The 22,685-nt window shown below is 41.2% G+C and carries 17 protein-coding genes and 1 tRNA gene; 12 read left to right on the forward strand and 6 right to left on the reverse strand.

All coding sequences use genetic code 11. From position 1 onward, the window contains the following. The first annotated feature begins 161 nt into the window (after positions 1 to 161). Together HUW48_RS13695 and HUW48_RS13700 are read left to right on the forward strand one after the other, a co-directional pair. The gene (locus HUW48_RS13695; protein ID WP_220464032.1) at positions 162 to 1,514 is read left to right on the forward strand and encodes an MFS transporter; all 1,353 of its coding nucleotides are present in this window, start codon (positions 162 to 164) and stop codon (positions 1,512 to 1,514) included. A 142-nt stretch (positions 1,515 to 1,656) separates the two neighbouring features. Then, positions 1,657 to 3,972 carry a DUF7133 domain-containing protein gene (locus HUW48_RS13700; protein WP_182416208.1) on the forward strand — a complete coding sequence of 772 codons (2,316 nt, stop codon included), beginning with the start codon at positions 1,657 to 1,659 and terminating at the stop codon, positions 3,970 to 3,972. Between the two features lie 693 nt (positions 3,973 to 4,665). On the opposite strand, the gene HUW48_RS27300 is transcribed toward HUW48_RS13700, so the two are convergent. The 4 genes from HUW48_RS27300 to HUW48_RS13715 form a co-directional block, all read right to left on the reverse strand. Next, positions 4,666 to 4,788: a hypothetical protein gene (locus HUW48_RS27300; protein ID WP_262891519.1), complete on the reverse strand. Its 123-nt coding sequence runs from the start codon at positions 4,786 to 4,788 to the stop codon at positions 4,666 to 4,668. Positions 4,789 to 4,969: 181 nt separating this feature from the next. After that, positions 4,970 to 7,516, reverse strand: a complete 2,547-nt coding sequence (locus HUW48_RS13705) for a glycoside hydrolase family 9 protein (protein WP_182416209.1) — start codon at positions 7,514 to 7,516, stop codon at positions 4,970 to 4,972. A 321-nt stretch (positions 7,517 to 7,837) separates the two neighbouring features. Continuing rightward, on the reverse strand, positions 7,838 to 10,576 hold the full coding sequence (locus HUW48_RS13710) for a CHASE domain-containing protein (protein ID WP_182416210.1): 2,739 nt from the start codon (positions 10,574 to 10,576) through the stop codon (positions 7,838 to 7,840). Positions 10,577 to 11,290: 714 nt separating this feature from the next. Next, positions 11,291 to 12,229 carry a dienelactone hydrolase family protein gene (locus HUW48_RS13715; RefSeq protein ID WP_182416211.1) on the reverse strand — a complete coding sequence of 313 codons (939 nt, stop codon included), beginning with the start codon at positions 12,227 to 12,229 and terminating at the stop codon, positions 11,291 to 11,293. A gap of 669 nt (positions 12,230 to 12,898) precedes the next feature. Between HUW48_RS13715 and HUW48_RS13720 the strand changes: the two genes are divergently transcribed. Then, entirely contained in the window at positions 12,899 to 13,786 is an 888-nt protein-coding gene (locus tag HUW48_RS13720; protein WP_182416212.1) for a PIG-L deacetylase family protein, read from the forward strand. A 291-nt stretch (positions 13,787 to 14,077) separates the two neighbouring features. Here HUW48_RS13720 and gap read toward each other — a convergent pair whose 3' ends face one another. Further along, the gene (gene gap, locus HUW48_RS13725) at positions 14,078 to 15,082 is read right to left on the reverse strand and encodes a type I glyceraldehyde-3-phosphate dehydrogenase (RefSeq protein WP_182416213.1); all 1,005 of its coding nucleotides are present in this window, start codon (positions 15,080 to 15,082) and stop codon (positions 14,078 to 14,080) included. A 212-nt stretch (positions 15,083 to 15,294) separates the two neighbouring features. Between gap and HUW48_RS13730 the strand changes: the two genes are divergently transcribed. Both HUW48_RS13730 and HUW48_RS13735 read left to right on the forward strand, forming a co-directional pair. Beyond that, positions 15,295 to 15,366 (forward strand) — tRNA-Glu (locus tag HUW48_RS13730). A 390-nt stretch (positions 15,367 to 15,756) separates the two neighbouring features. Then, positions 15,757 to 16,110 (forward strand): helix-turn-helix domain-containing protein, encoded by a 354-nt coding sequence (locus HUW48_RS13735; RefSeq protein WP_246343866.1) that lies wholly within the window; start codon positions 15,757 to 15,759, stop codon positions 16,108 to 16,110. A 164-nt stretch (positions 16,111 to 16,274) separates the two neighbouring features. On the opposite strand, the gene HUW48_RS13740 is transcribed toward HUW48_RS13735, so the two are convergent. After that, positions 16,275 to 17,105, reverse strand: coding sequence for an AraC family transcriptional regulator (locus HUW48_RS13740; protein WP_220464033.1), 831 nt, complete (start codon positions 17,103 to 17,105; stop codon positions 16,275 to 16,277). Between the two features lie 116 nt (positions 17,106 to 17,221). On the opposite strand from HUW48_RS13740, the gene HUW48_RS13745 reads away from it, so the two are divergent. From HUW48_RS13745 to HUW48_RS13775, 7 genes are all read left to right on the forward strand, one after another. Next, positions 17,222 to 17,788, forward strand: a complete 567-nt coding sequence (locus tag HUW48_RS13745) for a sugar O-acetyltransferase (RefSeq protein ID WP_182416215.1) — start codon at positions 17,222 to 17,224, stop codon at positions 17,786 to 17,788. 47 nt (positions 17,789 to 17,835) lie between these two features. Continuing rightward, on the forward strand, positions 17,836 to 18,993 hold the full coding sequence (locus tag HUW48_RS13750; protein ID WP_182416216.1) for an alpha/beta hydrolase: 1,158 nt from the start codon (positions 17,836 to 17,838) through the stop codon (positions 18,991 to 18,993). Positions 18,994 to 19,021: 28 nt separating this feature from the next. After that, on the forward strand, positions 19,022 to 19,507 hold the full coding sequence (locus HUW48_RS13755) for a cupin domain-containing protein (RefSeq protein ID WP_182416217.1): 486 nt from the start codon (positions 19,022 to 19,024) through the stop codon (positions 19,505 to 19,507). Positions 19,508 to 19,612: 105 nt separating this feature from the next. After that, positions 19,613 to 20,098 (forward strand): cyclophilin-like fold protein, encoded by a 486-nt coding sequence (locus HUW48_RS13760; protein WP_182416218.1) that lies wholly within the window; start codon positions 19,613 to 19,615, stop codon positions 20,096 to 20,098. 68 nt (positions 20,099 to 20,166) lie between these two features. Further along, positions 20,167 to 20,595, forward strand: coding sequence for an SDR family NAD(P)-dependent oxidoreductase (locus HUW48_RS27700; RefSeq protein WP_182416219.1), 429 nt, complete (start codon positions 20,167 to 20,169; stop codon positions 20,593 to 20,595). Between the two features lie 126 nt (positions 20,596 to 20,721). Then, a complete protein-coding gene (locus HUW48_RS13770; RefSeq protein ID WP_182416220.1) occupies positions 20,722 to 21,456 on the forward strand; it encodes an SDR family NAD(P)-dependent oxidoreductase in 735 nt (244 codons plus the stop codon). Between the two features lie 185 nt (positions 21,457 to 21,641). Further along, the gene (locus HUW48_RS13775; protein ID WP_182416221.1) at positions 21,642 to 22,493 is read left to right on the forward strand and encodes an SDR family oxidoreductase; all 852 of its coding nucleotides are present in this window, start codon (positions 21,642 to 21,644) and stop codon (positions 22,491 to 22,493) included. Positions 22,494 to 22,685 lie beyond the last annotated feature (192 nt).

The following is a 22,685-nucleotide window of genomic DNA, read 5'->3' on the forward strand; positions in this document are numbered from 1 at the left end:
AAATTTATTTAAAAGAACTGCTTTAATTATTAAAATTTAAAAATGGAGCAGTTCTTTTGAGGTATAACCGGAAATATTTAGAATTCTTTACTCTTTATTACTAATTTATAGGCTGCTTTCGGGTAAAGTAAGAAAAAAGGGTACACTTTAGAATCTAGGTAATGAAGAATAGTAAACCGGTAGAAGTAAAAACCAGCGGAGATATAACTTCCCCAGGTAATTCCAACTTGTCAGAAACAAAAACAGGAAACTACCGCTGGGTTATTTGTGCCCTCTTATTTTTTGCTACTACCATTAACTACATCGACCGCCAGGTAATTGGTTTGTTAAAACCCACCCTCGAAAAAGAGTTTAACTGGACGGAAAGCGACTACGGCAATATTGTAATGGTTTTTGCCTCTTGTTACGCGTTGGGTTATATTATCTTCGGTAATTTTATTGATAGAATAGGTTCTAAATTAGGCTATACCATTTCTATAATAGTCTGGAGTGTGGCGGCCATGCTGCACGCCGTTGTAAAAAGTACCTTTGGTTTTAGCGTGGTAAGAGGTTTGCTAGGATTAGGCGAAGCAGGTAATTTTCCGGCGGCTGTAAAAGCCGTGGCCGAGTGGTTTCCCAAAAAAGAAAGAGCCTTAGCAACCGGTATTTTTAATTCCGGTACCAGCATTGGCGCCGTGGTAGCTCCTATTATGGTTCCCTGGATTTTAGGCGCTTATGGGTGGCAGGAAGCTTTTTTAATTACCGGTGCTATTGGGTTTATTTGGTTGATTTTCTGGTGGTTTTTATACGAAATTCCGGCGCGTCATAAAAAAGTAAACCCAGCTGAATTTGCCTATATTCACAGCGATAATGAACCCGCTGTAACCGAAAATACGACCAAATTAAAATGGAGCCGCTTACTCCAGATTAAGCAAACCTGGGTTTTTATTTTAGGCAAAGTGCTAACCGACCCGGTTTGGTGGTTTTTCTTATTTTGGCTACCCTCCTATTTTGCCACTACGTTTAACCTAGATCTTAAAAAACCAAGTATCCACTTAGCTATTGTATACACCGCTACTACTTTTGGCAGCATTGGCGGTGGTTATTTATCTTCTTATCTAATTAAAAGGGGTTGGCCCATTTTAAAGGCCCGAAAATTCACCCTTCTTTGCGTTGCTTTTGCGGTATTACCTATAATATTTGCCCGGTACGCGCCCAATATTTGGGTAGCCGTAGGTATTATAAGCTTAGCCGCTGCCGCTCACCAGGCTTGGAGTGCCAATATCTTTACCATTGTTTCTGATATTGTGCCTAAAAAAGCAGTTAGTTCGGTAGTAGGCGTTGGAGGTATGGCGGGTTCCATTGCTTCGGCTTTATTTCCCTTATTGGTAGGTTCCTTACTGGATACGTATAAAGCGGCCGGGAACATTAGCGCGGGTTATAACATTTTATTTATAATATGCGGGTTTGCTTATTTCGTAGCTTGGTTCATTATCCACTTGCTTACTTCCCGCTTAAAACCAGTAGACTTATGATTCATCCCTTTAAATAATCGGAACTTAACCACCCTAATTATTAGTTAAATTATTGACTTGAAACTTCTTAGCGTTAAACCTTTTCAGCAACAAGCTGTTTTCGCTCAGAAGGTCTTCGAAAAATTATTCGTATTTACCGTTTATGCTCAAGCTAAAATCTGTTCTTTTACTTTTTCTTACTTGTTTTTTATTCTTTTGCCAAACAAATAAGCCAATCCAGTTAGCTCCGGCTGCAGCCCTGCCGGAAGCAACCAAAAAAGCAGAACCCACCCAGGTTGATCTAAGTTCTTCTCCGGTTATTGCACCATTAGAAGCTATTAAAAAAATGCAGGTGGAGCCCGGATTTGAAGTAAAATTAGTTGCTGCCGAACCATTGGTAAGTACTCCGGTTGCCCTCACTTTTGATGAAAAGGCTCGTCCCTGGGTAGTAGAAATGGCTGGTTATATGCCCGATACCGTTGGCACCGGCGAAGATAAGCCGATTGGTAAAATAGTAATTCTGGAAGATACGAATAAAGACGGGGTAGCTGATGAGAGACGAATATTTTTAGATTCGCTGGTGCTGCCCAGAGCTATTTGTTTGATTGAAAATGGAATTTTAGTGGCCGAACCTCCCAGCTTATATTATTACGAGATCAAAAATGATAAACCGGGTAAAAAGACATTGGTAGATGCCGCATACGCCGAAGGTGGTAATGTAGAACATCAGCCCAACGGTTTATACCGGGCTCTGGATAATTGGATTTATAATGCTAAATCGAGTAAGCGTTACCGCAAAAAAGGAGATAAATGGATAATTGAACCTACTCACTTCCGGGGACAATGGGGTATTAGTCAGGATAATTACGGCCGTTTATACTACAACACCAATTCCGAAAATTTATTAGGCGATTACTTTACCCCTGGTTTGGGAGCTACTAATAAAAACCAGCGTCGGGTAGCTGGCTACGTCCAGAAAATTGTGGCCAATAATAAAGTATATCCTATCCGGCCAACTCCGGGAGTTAACCGTGGTTACATGAACGGGATTTTAGATGAAAGTAAACATTTAGTAGATTTTACTGCTGCCTGCGCTCCTTTAGTTTACCGGGGTGATTTATTTGGTCCGGAGTATTCTACCAGCGTTTTTGTGGCAGAGCCTTCGGCTAACTTAATTAAGCGCAATATTATTAACGAGCAAGGCTTATTGGTAAAAGGCGAACAAGCTTATAAGGGCAAAGAATTTTTAAGTAGCGTAGATGAGCGTTTCCGGCCGGTAAATTTATTCGATGCACCCGATGGTTCTATGTACGTGGTGGATATGTACCGGGGTATCATTCAACATAAAACGTATTTAACTAATTACTTAAAAAGTGAAATTGGTCGCCGGCAACTTACTCAACCATTAAATTGCGGACGTATTTATAAAATTGTTCCGGTAAACAAAACTTCCCAGGCCGTTACTTTGCCGAATAACCCGGATCAGCTCGTTACCTTATTAGGTCATTCGAACGGCTGGGTTCGGGACAAAGCGCAGCAAATGTTAATTGACGGTAAATCTACCCAAGCCATACCGGCTTTGCATAAAGCTATGCAAGACAAAAGTAAATCCTTACTGGTAATGCATGCCCTTTGGACTTTAGAAGGAATAGGTGCTTTGCAAACCGAAGAAGTTTTGACTTTATTACAGGAACCCACCTGGCCTTTGCGCATGCAGGCATTAAGCGTGTTACCTTCTGTTTTAACAAAAAAAACTTACAAAAGCTACTTACCTGTTTTTAATAAATTTATAACTCAAAAGGATTCATTGGCAGCTCCTTACCTGGCTTTCCTGGTATCTTATATTCAGCCGCTGGATAAAACTGCCGGTAAAAACATGCGCCAACAATTAGTAAAAACTTTTCCGAAAAACAAATTCGTAGCCGATGCTATCATTAGCACTTTACCCGAACAAGAAGAAACGTTTCAGAAGGAGTTAATAGCTTTTGCACCGGACACTACTTTAGTGGTACACCAACAATTACGCGGGGTTATTGCTAATATTAAAAATGCGCGGGCCAGCAAAGACCCCAAAGTTTTACTAAAAGTATTTCCCAAAGGAGCCGCTATGTTTACTTCAACCTGCCAAACCTGCCACGGACCTGATGGCAATGGGGTAAACGGATTGGCACCACCTTTAAATGGGTCGGAGTGGGTAACCGGCAATAAAGAAAAGCTAATTTCTATAGTATTGTATGGCTTAACCGGTCCGGTACAAGTAAAAGGCCACCTCTACAAAGCACCCGAAATTAACGGCGATATGCCGGGTATTGGGTACGATAAAGATTTAGCAAATGAGGACATTGCCCAAGTACTGAGCTACATCCGCCGGTCGTGGCAAAACAATGCCGATAAAGTAAGCACCGAAGAAGTAGCTAAAGTCCGTCAGAATTTAAAAGCCCGCCAGAAAGCATTTACTGTTCAGGAATTAAACAAATAATATCCTTTTAATAGATTTAGTAAATTTAAAAAGGAAAGGCACACTGCAAGGTGTGCCTTTCCTTTTATAAACGTTCATTCTATTTTTATTTGTACCTAAAAAGGTGTTTTTTGATTCTACTATATTTGATTAGTAAAATTAACAGCTACTAGCACCAAGTTGCCCCTTTTGCACCTGTTAGGCTTATGGAGTACTAAGCAAATTGAGCCTTGTCAAACAAGTTATACCAAATCGTATTAAATAGCTTTCCTGGATTTTGCTCAATAGTAAGCGTTTTCTTTGGAGCCTTTTTAAGTCTCCATGTACTGGTGCTAACTTATTTGACAAGGCTGAGTTTGCCTCATGGCCGGCAGGCCCCGTTTGGCTCCTCCGCACTCGCTAGCCTTCCTTTCCTCGACTCCGTCGGCGGAATACTGCTGCGCAGTACCGGAACCCTAACAGGTGCTCCACAGCCAAACTGGTGTAAGTTTCTAGTAGCGACTGCTTTTCTTCCAAATCTTTTATAATTCACTTGTTTAATTAGGGAAAAGGAAAATGATTATAATTGTCTGCTACTAATGACAAGAATTAACGGAATTAAACTTCCTGGTTCTGCTTCTCCTTTCAGTAAATCCTGATAGATTCGGCTTTATACAATCTACTTGATACAATCTAATAATATTATGAAAAAATAAAGGCATTAGCTAAACGCAATTAACACCAGTTTGGCTGTTGAGGGCCTTTTAGCGTTCCGGTGCTGCAGAGCAGCATGGCGCAACGGAGTGAGCCAAGGTTCGCTAAACTGCCCTCAACAGCCAAACGAGGCTCGCCGACCATGAGGCAAACTCGAAAGTAGCAAACTAGATAGCACCAGTACATGGAGACTTGAAAAGGCTCCAAAGAACAACATCAAAGGCCATTATAGCAACTAATCCTTACTATTTGGTATTAGTACCAATCAAGACTAACTCCACCTACGCCCGAAGTTTACTTCCTCACTCCCCCTTTAAAGATGGTTTTACTTATTCAATAATTTATCGGCTGCTAATACCAAAAACATCAGGTTAGAACTACCTCCACCTAATACATATTCCGTCTGCTGCCACAAGTAAGGCCAAACTAAAAGCTCCGGAAAATCAGGACGGATTAAAGCGGTGCCGGAACCTACCCCACCTGGAATGTACGACCAATCATCGCGGTTAATACCGTAAGCCACCGTAAGCGAGCGGGCACCTACACCCGAAGCAAAAGAAGAAGTATTTACCCCAGGGTGGACGCCCAGCACAAAATTCATAGCGTGGAGCATAAAGGTAGCCGGGAAAATATCCGGAAAAGAAGTATGCAGAAAGTATTGCTGTACGCCAAATTCCTGAATGCCCCAACCGGCACCCCAGATATCTGGTTCATAAGGCATGCCATATGGCGTCTTCTTTTCCTGCTCGTCTACTTTGGCGCGGTGCGCTTTAACGGCGTTAATAATGGTATTTCGGTACTTATTAGCCTTAATTAACGGCAAAGAACGGCCTACAATCCAGCCGGTACGTTCAATGTTTTTAGCAATTTGGACGGCGTTTTTCGTTAGGAAGGTACTGTATTTTTGATCACCGGTAGCTATTAACAACTCTACCGCTAATTGTACACGCTGCATTGGATTCGTTTCCTGAGTTTTATCCCAAAGCTCTTGGGCCAGTTGCAGGCTTTCGCGGGCTAATTCATCGTTATATCCTTTTAATACCCGCGCGGCAGCCGCCATTCCGGCGGCGGCTTCTAATTCCCGGGCCGGATTGTTTTCGGTAAATACCCAGCGATCGTCCGGTGCATTGGGTTCGCCGCTTACCATACTGGTGCCATTTACTAACTTATTATTGGTATGCAGTTCCATAAAAGTTAATCCTACTCCTTGTCCCAGGTAGGGTTTGTTATCCGTCATGGTGGCGGCATCGCCTAAATGGGAATATTGCCGACGGGTAGGTTCTATAATACCCCGGTAAAGGCGACCTAAAGATTTATAACTTCCTACTATACTAAGTATGCCGTGCTCAATCTGCTGCAACAAATCATTTTTACCATCCGGCTGAAGAATTTCTACTATCCGGGTATTTTGGTTGATAGTAGTGTTATCGTAATTTACCTTAAACTGCTCGTAGGCTAAGGCCATAATAAGTACTTCGGTCGCCTGCGATTCTATGCGCATGTCGTAGTCGCCGGCATCGTGCCAGCCCCCAATATTCAGGCCCGGCACCATTTCGCCAGGTTGGTATTTGGTTAAGGTACTCGGCCCTTGAATGTAACCATCAAAGTGATTATGGTTGATAGGTGCCATCCGCGCATCATCCATGTGGCAGAAGCCGTGCCACACCCGCGAACGATCGTTTACGCGCATATGGCACATTTGCACCGGCAGAAAATACTCCAGAACAGGTTGCCAAACATGTCTTTGAAAAACCTCGGCGTTAATTTGAAAAGGTTCGGTGCGGTAATCGCCGTATTGCACCTGGTACATGCCTGGTTTTTCGATGCGGGTAAAATCAAATTGCAGATAATGGTAACGCAAAAAATTACCCCAATCCTTTGCCTGACTTTCCAATACTTTTTCCAGTCCACCGTTTTCCGCTACCCGAAATAATGTTACCGGCAGTCGGCGCGCATCTGATCTATCTAGCTCAATCATGGCTACTTTTTGCTGTTTTGGATGGTAACCTACCTGCGATACCTGCACTACTGGATCGTATTTCCAGCCTGGTAAGGCGTTGGGAGTAATTAACCACTCTACTGCATTTTTAGTAGCTCCTTTTGGAATAATAGAACGAACAATAAACCAACCACTTTGCGACAAAGCCCGGCCATCTATTAATTGTAATTCACTGCCTTTCACATTTTCAATGGTTAAGCGCTGCCGCTCCGTTTCCGGGGCAATCGTGAGCTTTTTACCCGTAGCGAGCGGTTCTATTTCAAATAGCTTATCCTGATTGCGTTTGCCCGGACCGTTTGCCTGCCGCGGGAAAATACCAAAATGCTGGTCGAGGTAATAGCTTTTACCAAATAAATTGCCGGGGAACAACTCAAAAATAAAACCTACTTTCCCAATCCACTCGTCGGGTAAAGGTTTATCCAGATCTACCATTACCCGAAATGCTTTGCCAACCGGTTGAGTTTTTACTTCGTAGCTAAAATTAAAGTCCGGATAAATAATAGGGCCAAATCCTTTGCGGTTCTTCTCCGGATCGGGATACTCCATCCGAACGCTGATTATTTGCTTTTCCCGGTCGACCATTCTTTTACCCACTTTAGGCTGCGCGTGTCCCGGACCAGGAGTTGGTTCCAGGCGAATGTCGCCGTTAGAACCCACCCGCAAACCATTTTGTATAATGCTAATCCCACTTTGATGTCCTCCGGGGTAATAATCGTGGGCTAACATTACATTCAGGCCGGGCATTTCCAGGTACTCCAGTTCATTTATCCGGAGCGTGGGCGCCTGATTGGAAGGCTGAGCCTGACCAACCGACTCGTGGAACAGGCTTGATACTAAGTAAGTAAAGAAGACAAATAGTAAATTATTCCGCATAGGTTTTTAGGATATATAGATCCACCTAATGTAGGAATAAACCTTTATTTTTAAAATTTTGGAAGCTAAAGGAAAATACGAAAAGGCTATTGAAGATTAGATTATTTAATAAAAAGAAAAACTTTATACAGCAATATCAAATTAATGTAGAAGCATTTTAATAAAAGTGAGCTGAGCGTTAGTAGAGTTTATTGCTTGGTTTACTTGCCTACGATTATGTTGCAAATGAAATCAGATGGAATCTACTGTTCAAGTAAATCCCATTTTTTACATTGGATTACCTAAAAATTATTTATTAACTTTTTAGGTAATTAATAAAAATCAGTTCTTTACTACGTTTCTTTCTTTTTGAAAATAAACGTAGAAAGTAGAACCTTGTCCTGCCTCACTTTCTAATTCAATTCTTCCGCCATTGTTTTCGACGATCCGTTTCATCATGTAAAGTCCTATCCCGCTACCTTCTACGTGGGTATGCACCCGTTTAAACATTCCAAAAAGTTTAGATTGCTGATCGGACCGAATGCCTAAACCATTATCTTTCACCATAAGTTTAATCAAATTGCCGGTGTGGGTTGTAGAGAGAGTAATATCCGGCGTTTTCTCGGGAATCCGGTACTTGATCGCATTTGAAATTAAATTATAAAGAATACTGCGCAGGTTTTTTCGGGCGTAATAAACTTTCTCCGCTTCTAAATTTATGTGCAATTGCGTACCCGTTTGGTTAATCATGGGCTGCAAATCAGATAAGACATCGTCTAAAATTTCTTTAAAATACAAGAATTCTTTGGGGGCCGATGCTTCCTTTTGAGCTTTGGTTATTTCGGTTAAATCAACTATGGTGCGCTTAAGTTTTAAAATAGAATCCGAAATTAAAGACAGCAGCAATTGTTCATCGCCTCCGAGTTGGTTCCGAAGGGTGTATTTCAGATCGGTAGTTAAACCCTCCAGGTTAGCAATGGGCGCTTTTAAATCATGGGATGCCGTGTAGACAAAGTTGTCCAGGTCATTATTTATTCGGCGCAGCTCCACATTCGTATTTTGTAATTCTTCGTTGGTAGAAAGTAATTTTTTGCGGCTTTCCACTAATTCCGTTACCTCTACGGCAAAGAGTAAAATCACGGCTACCTGGTTACGACCCGTAGTTAAAGGTTGTAATACCAGATTAAAATAACCCATCCGGCTTTCTCCTTCGTTCTCGAAAGTAATAAGAACTTCATTACCCACAAATGGCTTTCCAGTAGCTACAACTCTATTTATGTGCTCCACAAAGCCTAACTTTTCTAAATCTGGATTAGCCTCCCGAATGTTGCGGCCTAATAAAGGACGATTTCCATGCAGCATACTAAACATAGGGTTTGCCAATAAATACACGTGGTCGGTAGCTCTTATAAGAGAAACAATAGCGGGTACTTCCAAAAAAATCTGGTTCAGTAGATCGGCGTTTTCTTTTAATCTTTTTTCCGCTTCTTTTCTTTCGGTTATGTCACTAATAGACCCAATATAACCCAAGAACTGCCCTTTCGCATCAAAACGGGGAGTTGCCTTAGAAGCTACCCACCGGTACGTACCGGTATGCCGCTTAATCCGGTAATCAACGGCATAACTCACCAGGCTCTTTCGGGCATTTACATAAATAGCTTTTATCTTCTCCCTGTCATCTGGATGAACCACTTTATCCCAGCCATTATTTAAGGCTTCCTCAAGGGTTTGGCCAGCAAATTCCAGCCATTGTTTGTTCACGTAAGTAATTTTGTTATCCGTATTATTCATCCAAATGAGAACCGGCGCACTATCGGCCATATTCCGGAAGCGATCTTCACTTTCCTCCAGAGCGGTTCGGGCTTTTTGTTCCTCGGTAATATCCCGCACTTCTATAACCGTTGAAACCGGAATACCATGTTCATAAATCGGGCTGGCCGCACAACTTACCGGGAAAAAAGTACCGTCTTTCCGGATAAATACGTCTTCGTGGGCCCGCATGCTGTTGTTGGTGGGCAAGGCCCTATCAATAGGGCATTCCTGCAACGGAAAATGGCTGCCATCGGGCCGGGTATGATGAATCATTTCGTGCAAGGGTTTCTGCTGAATTTCTTCCAGGGTAAATCCTACCATGGCTTCCGCCGCTGGATTCATAAAGGTGCAATACCCTTTGGCATCCATCATAAACAAAGCGGCAGTGGCATTATCCGTAATGGTTTGCTTTAAGCGATTAAACCGACGGGTATTGGCTACCAGGTACATGGCCAGAAATACCAGAAAACTAATTATGCCTCCACCTGCCAGAATCAAATTAGGCAGGTTTGCTCCGGAAGAAGGAACTGCAATTTGTTGCGTAAACCGGAGTGTCCAGGTACGATCTCCAATCTGCAAAGGCAACATTCGCGTAAATACCGGAAAACGAGTAGGTATATTTTCTTTTTGTTTAAAGCTATCCGACTCGTACAATAAATTTTCCGGCTGAATAGTTGTTCCATCGTAAATCTGAATATGTAAATTCTCAAAATTTTGGTTGAATACTTTAACCATAAAATCTTCTGCACGGAAAGGACTATACACAAAGCCGGATAATAACTGGCGTCGTTCGGCTTTAGTAGCGGGCGTATTAAAATGGCCGTATACCGGCAAGTACAGCAAAAAACCAGGCTGCAAATCTTTTCCCGTTTCCTGGACCAAACGCACTTTTCTGGTTAAAGTAGGCTGACCCGAATCGCGGGCTTTTTCCATAGCTTGCCGCCGAATAGGCTCGTTGAACATATCATAACCGAATGCCCGCAGATTACGCCCGGTAAAAGGTTCAATAAAAATAATGGGCGTGTAAAACAAGCGGGTACCCGCCGGATTTACCGTATATTCCGGAAATCCAGTACTTCTAATCTCTTGAATATGTTTGGTTAATTCATTGGCACGAACAATAGGAGCAAAGCCAATGCCCTGGATGCCTGGATAATTTTTACTTACTTCTAAAGCACCAATGTATTTTTCCCATTCTAAATGTGTTACCTTGCCGGAAGCCGCAAACAAAGCTTTCCCACCTTTCAAAACCTGAAAGTAATTAATCACCCGGCTCCGTAAAGCCTCTCTGGCCTGAACAGTTTTTGTTATGAACTTTCTTTCATTTTGCTCCTGCTCTTTGTTTTTGAGAGTATAAAAAACAAAGAGTGTTACAAACAATGAAAAAAAAAGAGCAATTGAAGCGGAAAAATAATTTTGTAAAAACTTCCTTATGTAAACAACCATAGAAAAGTGCAAGTTAATCGTACTTATATCAATAAATAAGCAGCCAATCCTGTTATAAGTACTAAAATAAGATAAAAATATCAGAATTCTATATTCTAAAACAGCAACTCCCCGAAAGTAAATCTTATTCGAACTTGGTAAATCTTACCTGAAATTATTTTAACGTAGTTATATTTTTTTAGAAGCGGCAAGTAGTCTTTTCTATTCCTAAACCTAGTATCAAGAAAGTAAATGTTGAGTTTTTGTGTAATTTGATTTATGAACAATAAATGTTTTAGTAAAGCTATTACGATATTTTGAATAGTAAATCATTATTGTGCCATTACCACAATAGATAAAAGAAACTATTTTAATTTTACTAAGATGTAGAATTTAGACAAATAAAGTTTGTTTTTATAGACGGAAGAAAATACTAAGTAGCATACTTAATGGCCTTATATTCAGGTTGATAAAAACAGGTTTAAGAACGAGCCAGAACTTTTAAATTCAAAGATACTGCTAATGCCAAATAGCATCAAAAATTATGTTAAAAGTATCTTACAGCCATTTTTTTAAGAAAGCCATTATATCCCGACGCATTTCGGCGGTTTCGAGGTGGCCTACAGGGTAAACTTTTAACTTCCAGGCATCCGATGCATTTTCAGCGGCATAAACTTTTTTCAGATCAGCATCTATTTTTTCCAAGCCTTTTTGGGGTGTTAGAGGGTCGAGGCTGCCGGCTAATCCAAAATGCGGACGAGGTGCAATAAGAGCATTAATACTGGAAGTAGTAAAATGATTTAACAGATCGGGCACGTAATAATAAATACCGTGTCGGTCCAGTCCTTTATCTTCTATTAAGGCTTGAAAATCAGTTAAGCAATTTAAATCTACGGTAACTTTAATGCGCTCGTCCAAGGCAGCCAGCCACCAGGCCATAGTACTACCCATTGACATACCCATGGTAGCAATGCGTTTGGTATCTACCTCGGGCCGGGTTTCCAAATAATCAAGAGCCCGCAAATTATCGTATACCATCATCCCCCACATTACCTGGCCTTTCCAGAGCATTTCTTTAAAAATATCTATTTCGGGACGGCCGCTCCGTTCCCCAAACCCCCAGCTATCAATACATAAACCCGCATAGCCGGCTCTTGCCAATGCAAGGGCGTAAGGTGGACTTTGCATTTCTTTGCGGCCTTTTACAAACTCATTTTTACCTACCTCGTATTGCCCAAAATGCGAATGGTTAAACAACACCACCGGTATCTTTCCTGTAACTTTTTTCGGTTTAGTAAAATAAGCAGGCACTAATTCCAATCCATTTAAATCCAGGAGTAATTTTTCTATTACTATTTCCTCCGTTTCTTCTCGGGCAACTACCTTCGCCGAAATAGGGCGGTTCCGGCTAGGTAACCGACCTAATAGTTGATATAATGCCTGTCGTTGTTTTTGTTTTTCTTCGGTAGATGTAGACGCAGAGGTGTTTTTAACCATTTTAGCAGAATTTTGAGAAAAGACAGGAAGTACTAGGTTAAAAACCAGGGCACCAGTTATTACCAATAGTATTGGTTTCACGGTAAAGTTGGGCATTGCTTATATTATTAAGTAAAACAGCAGTAAAGAATAATTTAACCACTCGACTTGAATTTTTTACTATAAACGGAGAACTATTAAGTTTATAATAATTCTTAATGGTAGAACCAAAGTCAAATAAATATTGAACAAATAAATTTAAAATCTAAAATTACGCAAGCTACAGCCCTTGAGTAAAAAAGTAAATCTTGTTGGAGATTAAATCTACTTTTTACTATGCCACATAGATTTAAAAATAAGTACAACAAAATTTGCTACCACATACCAAGGTAATTTACTAAAAGGAAGCCTTTCGTCTAAAATCCTGGTACTTGTGTCTTATTAATTAAATTAATTAAATTTTCAGAGGCGGTGAAAGGCTTCGACACATTCCTGCTTATTATATTCTAACAAATCCGAAAGTAGTTATTAGTATCGGATAGTGGCGAACCTTTGATTAATTCGTGCTTTTATCTTTTAATTTAATCAGTAAAAAATAAAAGACTTTTTTCTATTTTAGAGGATTATCCCTTGTCGAAAAATAACAAACTAATCGGTTCAGAAAAGCTAACATTTTAAACATTTGGTACTATGATAAAATATTTACTTTGTTTATTCATTCTGTTCAGTGTATCCTTAAATTCTTCCGGGCAAAATAATAAAATTAGAGTACTGGTATTTGGTGCGCATCCCGATGATTGTGATATATCCAGCGGTGGCGTAGCTGCGCTTTATGCCGCTGCCGGGCACGCCGTAAAATTCGTTTCGCTTACCAACGGCGACAAAGGCCACCAGAAAATAAGTGGCGGCGAGCTGGCTCAGCGGCGCTACAAGGAGACTCAGGAAGTAGCTCGCCGTCTTGGGGTTGAATACGAAGTCCTGGACAATCACGATGGCGAACTAATGCCAACTCTGGAAAACCGTTTAGCCGTAATTAAGCGCATTAGAGAGTGGAAAGCAGACCTGGTGATAGCCCCACGCCCAAACGATTACCATCCGGACCACCGCTATACGGGTGTGCTGGTGCAAGATGCGTCCTTTCTGGTTATTGTGCCTAATATTTTAAGCAGTGTGCCCGCCCTGGCTAATAATCCTGTTTTCTTGTATGCCCGCGATAATTTTCAGCGGCCTAATCCTTTCCGACCCGATATAGCGATTGATATAACCCCGGTTTTTGGGAAGAAATTAGATGCTTTAGATGCGCATGTGTCGCAGGTATACGAATGGTTGCCGTGGATTGACCACGATACTTCGGTTCCTAACGCGCCGGAAGAGCGGAAAAAATGGCTGGCAAAACGATGGTTAGGTCGGTCGCAACCCAATCCCGAGATAAAGCAAACCCTCGAAAAATGGTACGGAGCCGAAAGAGCCGCTAAAGTTATTAATGTAGAAGCTTTCGAAATTTGCGAATACGGTAAACGCCCGACCGAGGCCGATATTCGCCGTTTATTCCCGATGTTACCCGTAGCAAAACCTTAAAATTTTTAGGAAATACTAAACCGCCTGCACCTGCTTACCCAAATAAGAAGGAAAATTTAGCAGGTTTTGACAACACCATTGTCTGAAACCTGAGTTGGGAAAGAGAAAACTATTCATTTCCTTTATTTGAGTAATCCTTCAAGGAATTAACTGGCAGAAAAGAGGAACCTGGAGGAGTGGTTCCCTCCCACAACTTAGAAATGCCGGTATTCCCTGCTCCAGATTTATCAAAAAACAAAAGAGCCCATCTTTTAGGTGGGCTCTTAATAAAACTGTTCGAAAACAATTAACTTATTTTACTTGATTCGCTAGCATTTCGATTAAGTCGGCAGCACGGGCAGAGTAACCTGCTTCGTTATCGTACCAACCTACCACTTTAACTAAATTACCGCTGATAGAAGTTTGTTCGGCATCGAAAATACAAGAGTGCGTATTACCTACGATATCTACAGATACAATAGGATCTTCGGTGTATTCCAAAATACCTTTAAATTCAGCTTCGGCCGCTTTTTTGAAAGCAGCATTTACTTCTTCTTTAGTAGGTGTGCTTTTTAAAATGGCAGTTAAGTCGGTTAACGAACCGGTTGGAACCGGAACGCGCATTGCAATACCATCTAGTTTACCATTCAGGTGAGGCAATACCAAACCAACCGCTTTAGCAGCACCAGTAGAAGTAGGGATAATAGAAAGCGCAGCAGCCCGGGCTCTTCTTAAATCTTTATGCGGGGCATCGTGCAAATTCTGGTCAGAAGTATAAGCGTGGATTGTAGTAATATAGCCTCTATCAATTCCAAAAGCATCGTCAAGTATTTTTGCCATTGGAGCCAGACAGTTGGTAGTACAAGAAGCATTAGATACAATGGTTTCTTCACCCGTCAGGATATTTTCGTTTACTCCTAATACTACGGTAGCCACTTTACCTTTTGCTGGTGCCGAAATTACTACTTTTTTAGCTCCAGCCGCTAAATGCGCGCCGGCGCTTACATCGTCCACAAAACGACCAGTTGATTCCAGTACTACATCTACTCCTAGTTTTCCCCAGGGCAGGTTTTTTGGGTCACGTTCGGCGAATACTTCAATCCGCTGACCGTTAACAGTTAAACTTTGCTCATCGGCGGTAACCGTACCGTTAAATTTACCGTGTACCGAGTCGTACTTTAATAAATGAGCAAGGGTATTATTATCAGTAAGATCGTTGATCCCTACAATTTCTACGTTTTCTCTTCCTAATAACGATTTGAAAGTAAGGCGGCCAATACGACCAAATCCATTGATGGCAACTTGTATTTTTGGCATGATAACTACAGTTAAGGGGTTAATATAATAGGGGCGAATTTATTAATCTATATTTTTAAAACAAATTATTTTATTCTTTAGTTGAAAAGCGGCGAGTTTCGTGTTTTATTGAAAATATTTAAATTTTAATAAAACTTTTGGAAAAAAGTAACCGGCCATCTATATTTGCACCACCAAAATAATACGGCAAACGTTTATTCAGGTTCATATACGGCCCGTTCGTCTAGGGGTTAGGACACCAGATTTTCATTCTGGTAACAGGGGTTCGATTCCCCTACGGGCTACAAAAAGCCTCTCTGCTTAAACAGAGAGGCTTTTTTATTTTCTCTAGAAATTACCTTTTCTGGTTTACTATACTTTCCTGGATAGACAAAGCGAGCAAGATTACTTTTGTGAAGTTTAGACATGCCACAAAGGCAAAATAGTGTTTATTAGTTTTCGTATAAAATCAAGATTAAAAAGTCCTCTACTCTCCTACCCTCCTAACCTATTGTTATAGTAGGCAACAATTTATAGTTACCATACACTTTCAAAACTGACTTCCTTTTTTAATAGTACATTTTAACACATTACCAATCATACTAAGTTTGTTTTTCTTAACTTTAATTCATGGAAAACAAGGTTGTGCGTTCTATTTTAGATTTAATTCAGAATTAAAACTTAAGGGTTATAATGTGTTTCAAATTGAAAGTGATGGCGCGGTTTCCCGGCTTTCGTCCGTATTTCTGGAACTCCTGAAACGGCAATTCCTGATCGAAAGTACCGACCGGCCACTTAGGTTGAAGACGGCGCTGGACTATGCTCAATACTTAAATGTGCATGTTAATTACCTCAACCGGGCGGTATTGGAAGTAACCGGTAAGCCTACTACGGCTCACATTGCCGACCGCATTATTAGTGAAGCCAAAGCCTTGTTGCAGCATACTAACTGGAACATTGCCAATATTGCTTACGCCTTAGGTTTTGAATACCCTACTTATTTTAATAACTACTTTAAGCGCATATCCGGGACAAACCCAAAGTCCTAGCGGTCCCGGGTGGTTTGAAATTCTTAATTTACTATTACAATAGCCAATTTACTATTCAGAAAAAGTTCGCAATGAAACACGGGCACTCTTATCCCTTTAAGCCACTTTCTTCACAAAGGAGCTAACCTTTATAATGTTAGTCCTTCATTACATGATATCTCTTATTAATCTCCCAGGCGCTCACGATACTCTTTAGGCGGGACGCCTAGAACCTTCCGCACATACCTGGTAAAAAAGGACCGACTCGAAAAATTCATTTCATCGGCAATCTCAGAAATATTCAGGTTTTTGTTTTGCAATAAAAGCATAATCCTTTCTCTTGCATAGCGTTGAATCCATTCGGAAGCAGTAATATCTGTATTTTGTTTGCATATATAATTTAAATACTTAGCGGTAATATGCAGCCGATTGGCGTAAAATTGTACTTCGCGTTCTTTCATACAATGTTCTTGTAGCAGTTGCATAAAGCGCTCATAAAGAGATCCGCTTTCTAAGGTTCGTTTCCGGTGTTCATATTCATTCGCAAACGTGTGCCACATTTCCAAAATGAATAACTGCATCTGCAACTTCAATACCTCAGAATAAAAACGGTGACCTGTTTCTAAAAACTTATCGGACAGAAGATGAAAATTTGAAAGCACTTTTTGCTTGTAAGTTTTATCGTTCAAATGCAATATTGGATTCTCTTTGGAGTGCAGTAACACATCAATACTCCAGCTCTGATCTGGAATATTAGCGAACAGGAAATCTTTTTCTACCAATAAAACCGTTGCTTTAATATTTTTTGAAAAAGTGAGATTTGCCAAATTGCTGTCGGCAAACCAAAACACAAATTCTCCGGCCTTACACTTATAGGGCCGATCGTTAAAAAGAAAGCTTAGACTTCCCCGGTGGCAAAAGATATGGGTATGAAAATGCAGAATGAAATCATCGGGCAGCTCTAGATTTCCTTCTGCTTTGAGCAATATAACCTTATCCATTTTTTCTTTCTCCATTGCCATTAGTCTTCGCTTAAACAATAATAAGAAATATGTGACATTATATGCGTAGTAAGTGTAACAAATAGCGTTTAAAGAATGGATTTATTTGCAAGCTGTAACGTTAAAGGAATATGAAAACGCAACCAGATATTTTTCAACGACTGTTAAATGGCGAAACTATTCCATTTAACGATGCCGATTATTCTCAAATCATGCATGCGTGTAATGATACCCGAGGGCTGCTGGTCCGGCTGAACAATGAAGCAAACCCGGAAGCAATCAGAAAGCTGTTAGGCCAAATTACCGCTTCCGAAATTGATAGGACCAGCATGGTTTTTCCACCCTTTCAAATTAATTACGGGAAGAACACCAAAATTGGCAAAAATGTATTTATCAATTTCGATTGTACTTTTTTGGATTTGGGAGGCATTACCATTGAAGATAATGTAATGCTGGCGCCCAAAGTTTGCCTGCTGTCGGAAGGGCATCCTGTTTCGGTAAATGATAGGCAAATGCTTACAGCGGGAAAAATCCATATTAAAAAGAATGCCTGGATAGGTGCCAACGCCACCATTTTACCAGGTGTAACCATCGGCGAAAATTCTGTAGTAGCTGCCGGAGCGGTAGTTTCTAAGGATGTTCCGGATAATACCATTGTAGGCGGAGTACCGGCCAAATTTATTAAAACAATAAAATAATTAATGATTGTTGGACCTAATGGTCCGAACCAATTAAAATAAATAACATGAGAAAGATAAGCCTATTTGTTCTTACATACCTAATGCTTTCGGGGCAGCCTTTTGCCCAAACAAAATCAAATGTACAATCAACCAAGAAGATAAAAGACGTAAATAAAACCGACCATTATACCTTTCAGTTAAGTGATAAGGTTACCCGGCAAGAAGTAACTTTTAAAAACCGTTATGGCATTACGCTAACCGGTGACTTGTATACGCCCAAAAATAGCGCCAATCAAAAACTGCCCGCTCTGGTATTGAGTGGTCCGTTTGGAGCAGTGAAAGAGCAATCTTCCGGTCTGTATGCCAACGAAATGGCCGCCCGGGGGTTTATAACCTTGGCCTTTGATCCTTCCTTCACCGGCGAAAGTGGTGGAGAAGTCCGTAATGTTGCTTCGCCTGATATTTTTACAGAAGATTTCAGCGCCGCGGTAGATTATATTGGCTTACTACCTACCGTTGACCGTAACCGTATTGGTGCTATCGGAATTTGTGGTTTGAGCGGTATGGCCCTTACGGCGGCCACCAGTGATACCCGGATTAAAGCGGTAGCCACCGCTTCTATGTATGATATGTCGCGTAGCATGAGCCGCAGCCATAAGGATAGCTACACCCTGGAACAGCGCCAGAAGGTTATGGATTACTTGAGTCAGCAGCGTTGGACGGATGCGGAGAATGGCAAATTTGCTTTAGGCTTACACGAAGTTCCGTTTGATAAAAACGGTAATCTGGTAAAAGGAACGCGCGTGCTTCCGGAAGCCTTACCAAAAAATCCGGCCCCGGTTTTAGCTGCTTTCTTCGATTATTACCGGACACCACGTGGTTTCCACGCCAGGTCCATCAACTCTACCACCGCCTGGACTGCTACCACACCTATGGCCTTCTTCAATTTCCCGTTGGCCGCAAACCTGGAGATGATTTCGCCTCGTCCGATAATGCTGATTGCCGGAGAAAATGCGCACTCGCGGTATTATTCGGAAGATGTTTATAAAATGGCTTCTGAGCCGAAACAGTTGGTAATTGTACCCAAGGCTGACCACGTAGATTTGTACGACCAAGTAAATATTATTCCTTTTGATAAATTAACTGCTTTTTTCAACGAGCATCTGAAAGCGGGGAAACCTGCGCCTAAAGAAAAAGCAGCTGCTTATGGTTCAGCTAATTGAGAATATTTAGAACATAAAACTTGCTATTATGAAAAATCAAATTGTAGTCATTTTTGCTTTAGTAACCTTGTTCAGCATAAGCTGTGATAACCAGGTAAAACAACAATCTTCTTCATCGGAAACAAATGCTATTTTCCCGAAAGGGGAATTAGGCCCAGCGGAAAACTTTACCGGCAAAGCCTGGGCCTACAGCCTGGTTCCGAATGACACCGTTTACAACACCCTGATGGGCAATGTTTATTTTGAACCGGGCGCCCGCAGTAACTGGCATATTCATCCGGCCGGGCAAATGTTGGTTATAACGGATGGCGTAGGTTATCACCAGATAAAAGGGCAACCCCGGCAAACCATTAAAAAAGGAGATGTGGTAAAATGCCCACCCAATGTGATGCATTGGCACGGGGCCAGTCCCAATACCGGATTGCAACAGATGTACATTATCCCTAATACAGAGAAGGGCATTGTAAAATGGTTGCACGCCGTTTCGGATGAAGAATACGCCAAGGCTAACTAAGGCTTAGAATAAAAATACGCAATAATCAGAAAAGTACATCAGAATAACTCTTTGCAGCAAAGGGTACTGTTTTGTTGCTGTAAAATAAACTAAAGCTCAAAAGCCATGAAGCATTCCCTAATTATCATTTTCTCACTATTCTCTCTCCTGACCAGTTTTGCTTCTTGTAACAAAGAAGCTTATGAGCCTAACAAGCTAAACACGGGTAGTACCAATGAGAACAATAATCCTAACTTAACAAGAAGTAAAATGAATATTACAATTGGTACCCATACGTTTACAGCCACGCTCTATGACAATGCTACCGCAACTGCCTTTAAAGCATTATTGCCATTAACCATTGATATGCAAGACCTGAATAACAACGAGAAATTCTTTGATTTTTCAAATGGTTTGCCAACCAACGCCGCCAACCTGGGAACTATCCAAACCGGTGATTTATTGCTGTATGGCTCCAACACCCTGGTGCTTTTTTACAAATCATTTACTACCTCTTATAGCTACACCAAACTGGGCCGGATTGATAATATAGCCGGGCTTACTGCGGCCTTGGGGTCAGGAAATGCAACGGTTACGTTTGCCTTAGAATGAATTCAAAGGTTGAAATTATTTCAGCTACCATTGTAAAAATCAATAAATAACTATAAATAATTTAAATTTTGAAAAATAACATAGCAGGAAAAGTAGTAATAATTACCGGTGCTAGCAGTGGTTTAGGCGAAGCGGCAGCCAAGCACTTGGCAGCGCTGGGTGCCACGGTGGTACTGGGGGCCAGAAGAGCAGACCGAATTGAAAAATTGGCCAAGGAAATGCAGGATATGGGTGGACACGCGCTGGCTGTTTCTGTAGATGTAACGCAGCGGGATCAAGTAAAGCAACTGGTTGATACCGCGGTAGAAAAATTTGGGCGGGTCATTGAAGAAATTCGTCCCGGGGATGTAGTTTGGTTTGCGCCGCATGAAAAGCATTGGCATGGTGCCACCGCCACCACTGCCATGACGCACATCGCTATTCAGGAAAGTCTAAATGGTAAGCCGGTGGATTGGATGGAGAAAGTAACAGAGGACCAGTATAACAGTTCGAATTAGGTTTTTAGTGAGTAAAAGAGCTATTGCTGTTTGAGTGATTGTTCTTTTAATTTTATTGGTTAGCTAAAAAGTTTTCGTCGATTGATAACCAAACCACGTATTGCAAAGGTTACAATTAAGTTACAAATGGCCCGAATATTTATAACCGGCTCAGCGGATGGACTTGGTCAATTGGCGGCTAAGGCCCTGATTGACCAGAAATATCAAGTTGTACTTCATGCACGCAATGAAAAAAGAGGCCAGGAGGCTTTAAATAATGTACCCGGTGCGGAAGGTGTACTAACCGCCGACCTTAGCAGTATAGATGAAACAATACAACTGGCTTCAAAAGCGAATGCTTTAGGTCCTTTTGATGCAATTATTCACAATGCGGGTGTTTACCAGGTTTCGGCAAAACTAATTTTCGCCGTTAATACATTAGCACCCTATATTTTAACGTGTCTAGTACAAAAACCAAAACGATTAATTTACCTGAGTTCCGGGATGCATTTACAGGGGCGTCCAAAACTGGAAAGTTTTAAATCAGATACTAGCCGAATTACTTATTCAGATTCAAAACTGCATGTGCTGCTACTTTGCAAGGCAGTAGCACGTAAATGGCCAGCGGTTTACGCGAATGCCCTTGATCCCGGTTGGGTTCCTACAAAAATGGGAGGTAATGGTGCACCCGATGATCTGCAAAAAGGATACGAGACACAGGTATGGCTAGCTACCAGTAAGGAAGAGAAGGCAAAAGTAAGCGGGCCTTATTTTTTCCATCAGAAAAAAACTCGCTACAACCACGAATCGGATAACGCATTGCTACAAGATAGATTCTTAAGCTTGTGCCAAGAAATAACAGGTGTTTCATTTCCAGAATAGGATTAAGAAATTTTGATTATTCCTTTTTTAGTAAGCGAATAAAACATAAAAAAATAATAATTGCTTTACAACCTTCCGCTTAAAAATTAGCGAATTAATTCTTTAATTAAGTACAGCCAATACTTTTTTTATCTTATCTGCGGCTAATACCCGTAGGTAAGATATAAAGACTAACATCAAGAATAATGGCCAATAAAATACTTATTACGGGTGCTACCGGCCACATTGGCAACCGGGTAGCGGAAATTTTAAAAGATTATGATTCACTACGTTTAATGAGCCGCCAGCCGGAAGAATTAGCAGACTTTACCCGAGCCGAAAAAGTAAAAGGAGATTACAAAGATAACGCTACTTTGCAAGATGCTTTTGATGGAATTGATACGGCCTTTATTGTATCAGGGTATGCTGCTCCGGGCCAGAGAGCCTTATTACATAAAAATGCCATAGCTGCCGCAGTTATAGCAGGAGTAAAACACATTGTTTATCTGTCTTTTCAGGGAGCTTCGGCAAATAGTAAATTTCCCATGTCGCAGGATCACTTCCAAACCGAGGAATTTATTAAACAAAGTGGTTTATCTTTTACCGTGCTTCGGGATAGCTTTTATATGGATCTGATACCGGAAATGTTTGGCGAGCAGCAATTAATGAAAGGTCCAGGCGGTCGCGGCCAGGTAGCTTGGGTGGCCCGGGAAGATGTAGCTCGTACCATTGCCCAGGTACTGTTAAATCCGGTTGCACACCAGGGCACTTACGACCTTACCGGTCCGGAAGCGCTCACTTTAGCCCAAACGGCCGAACGGCTGACACAAATCCAAGGGAAGAATTATCGGTACCAGGAAGAAACCATTACGCAAGCCATAAGATGGCGAAACGACTTAGGCGCTCCGGCCTGGGAAGTAGCCACCTGGATTGGTTCTTACCTGGCTATTGCGGCAGGAGAAGTTGCCCCGGTAAGCAACGCTGTGGAACAGATTACCGGACAAAAGCCTTTCTCCCTGGAAGCATACTTTACAAAATTCCCGGAAATTATATCTTAACTGCGGGCTCAGTAAGTTTAATATTCTTATCTATCAGTCTGATTATTACCTGGTTTAGTAAAAATGAAAATGCTTTTATGAAGTATAGAATCTAAATAGTAAAGAGTACGACAGGTTATCTTAAAAATGGATAGTATACCAGATAAGTAAATAGACACAAGTTTCAAGATATTAGATGTCAGGCTTTTTACA

The sequence above is a fragment of the Adhaeribacter radiodurans genome (assembly GCF_014075995.1).
Lineage (GTDB): Bacteria > Bacteroidota > Bacteroidia > Cytophagales > Hymenobacteraceae > Adhaeribacter > Adhaeribacter radiodurans.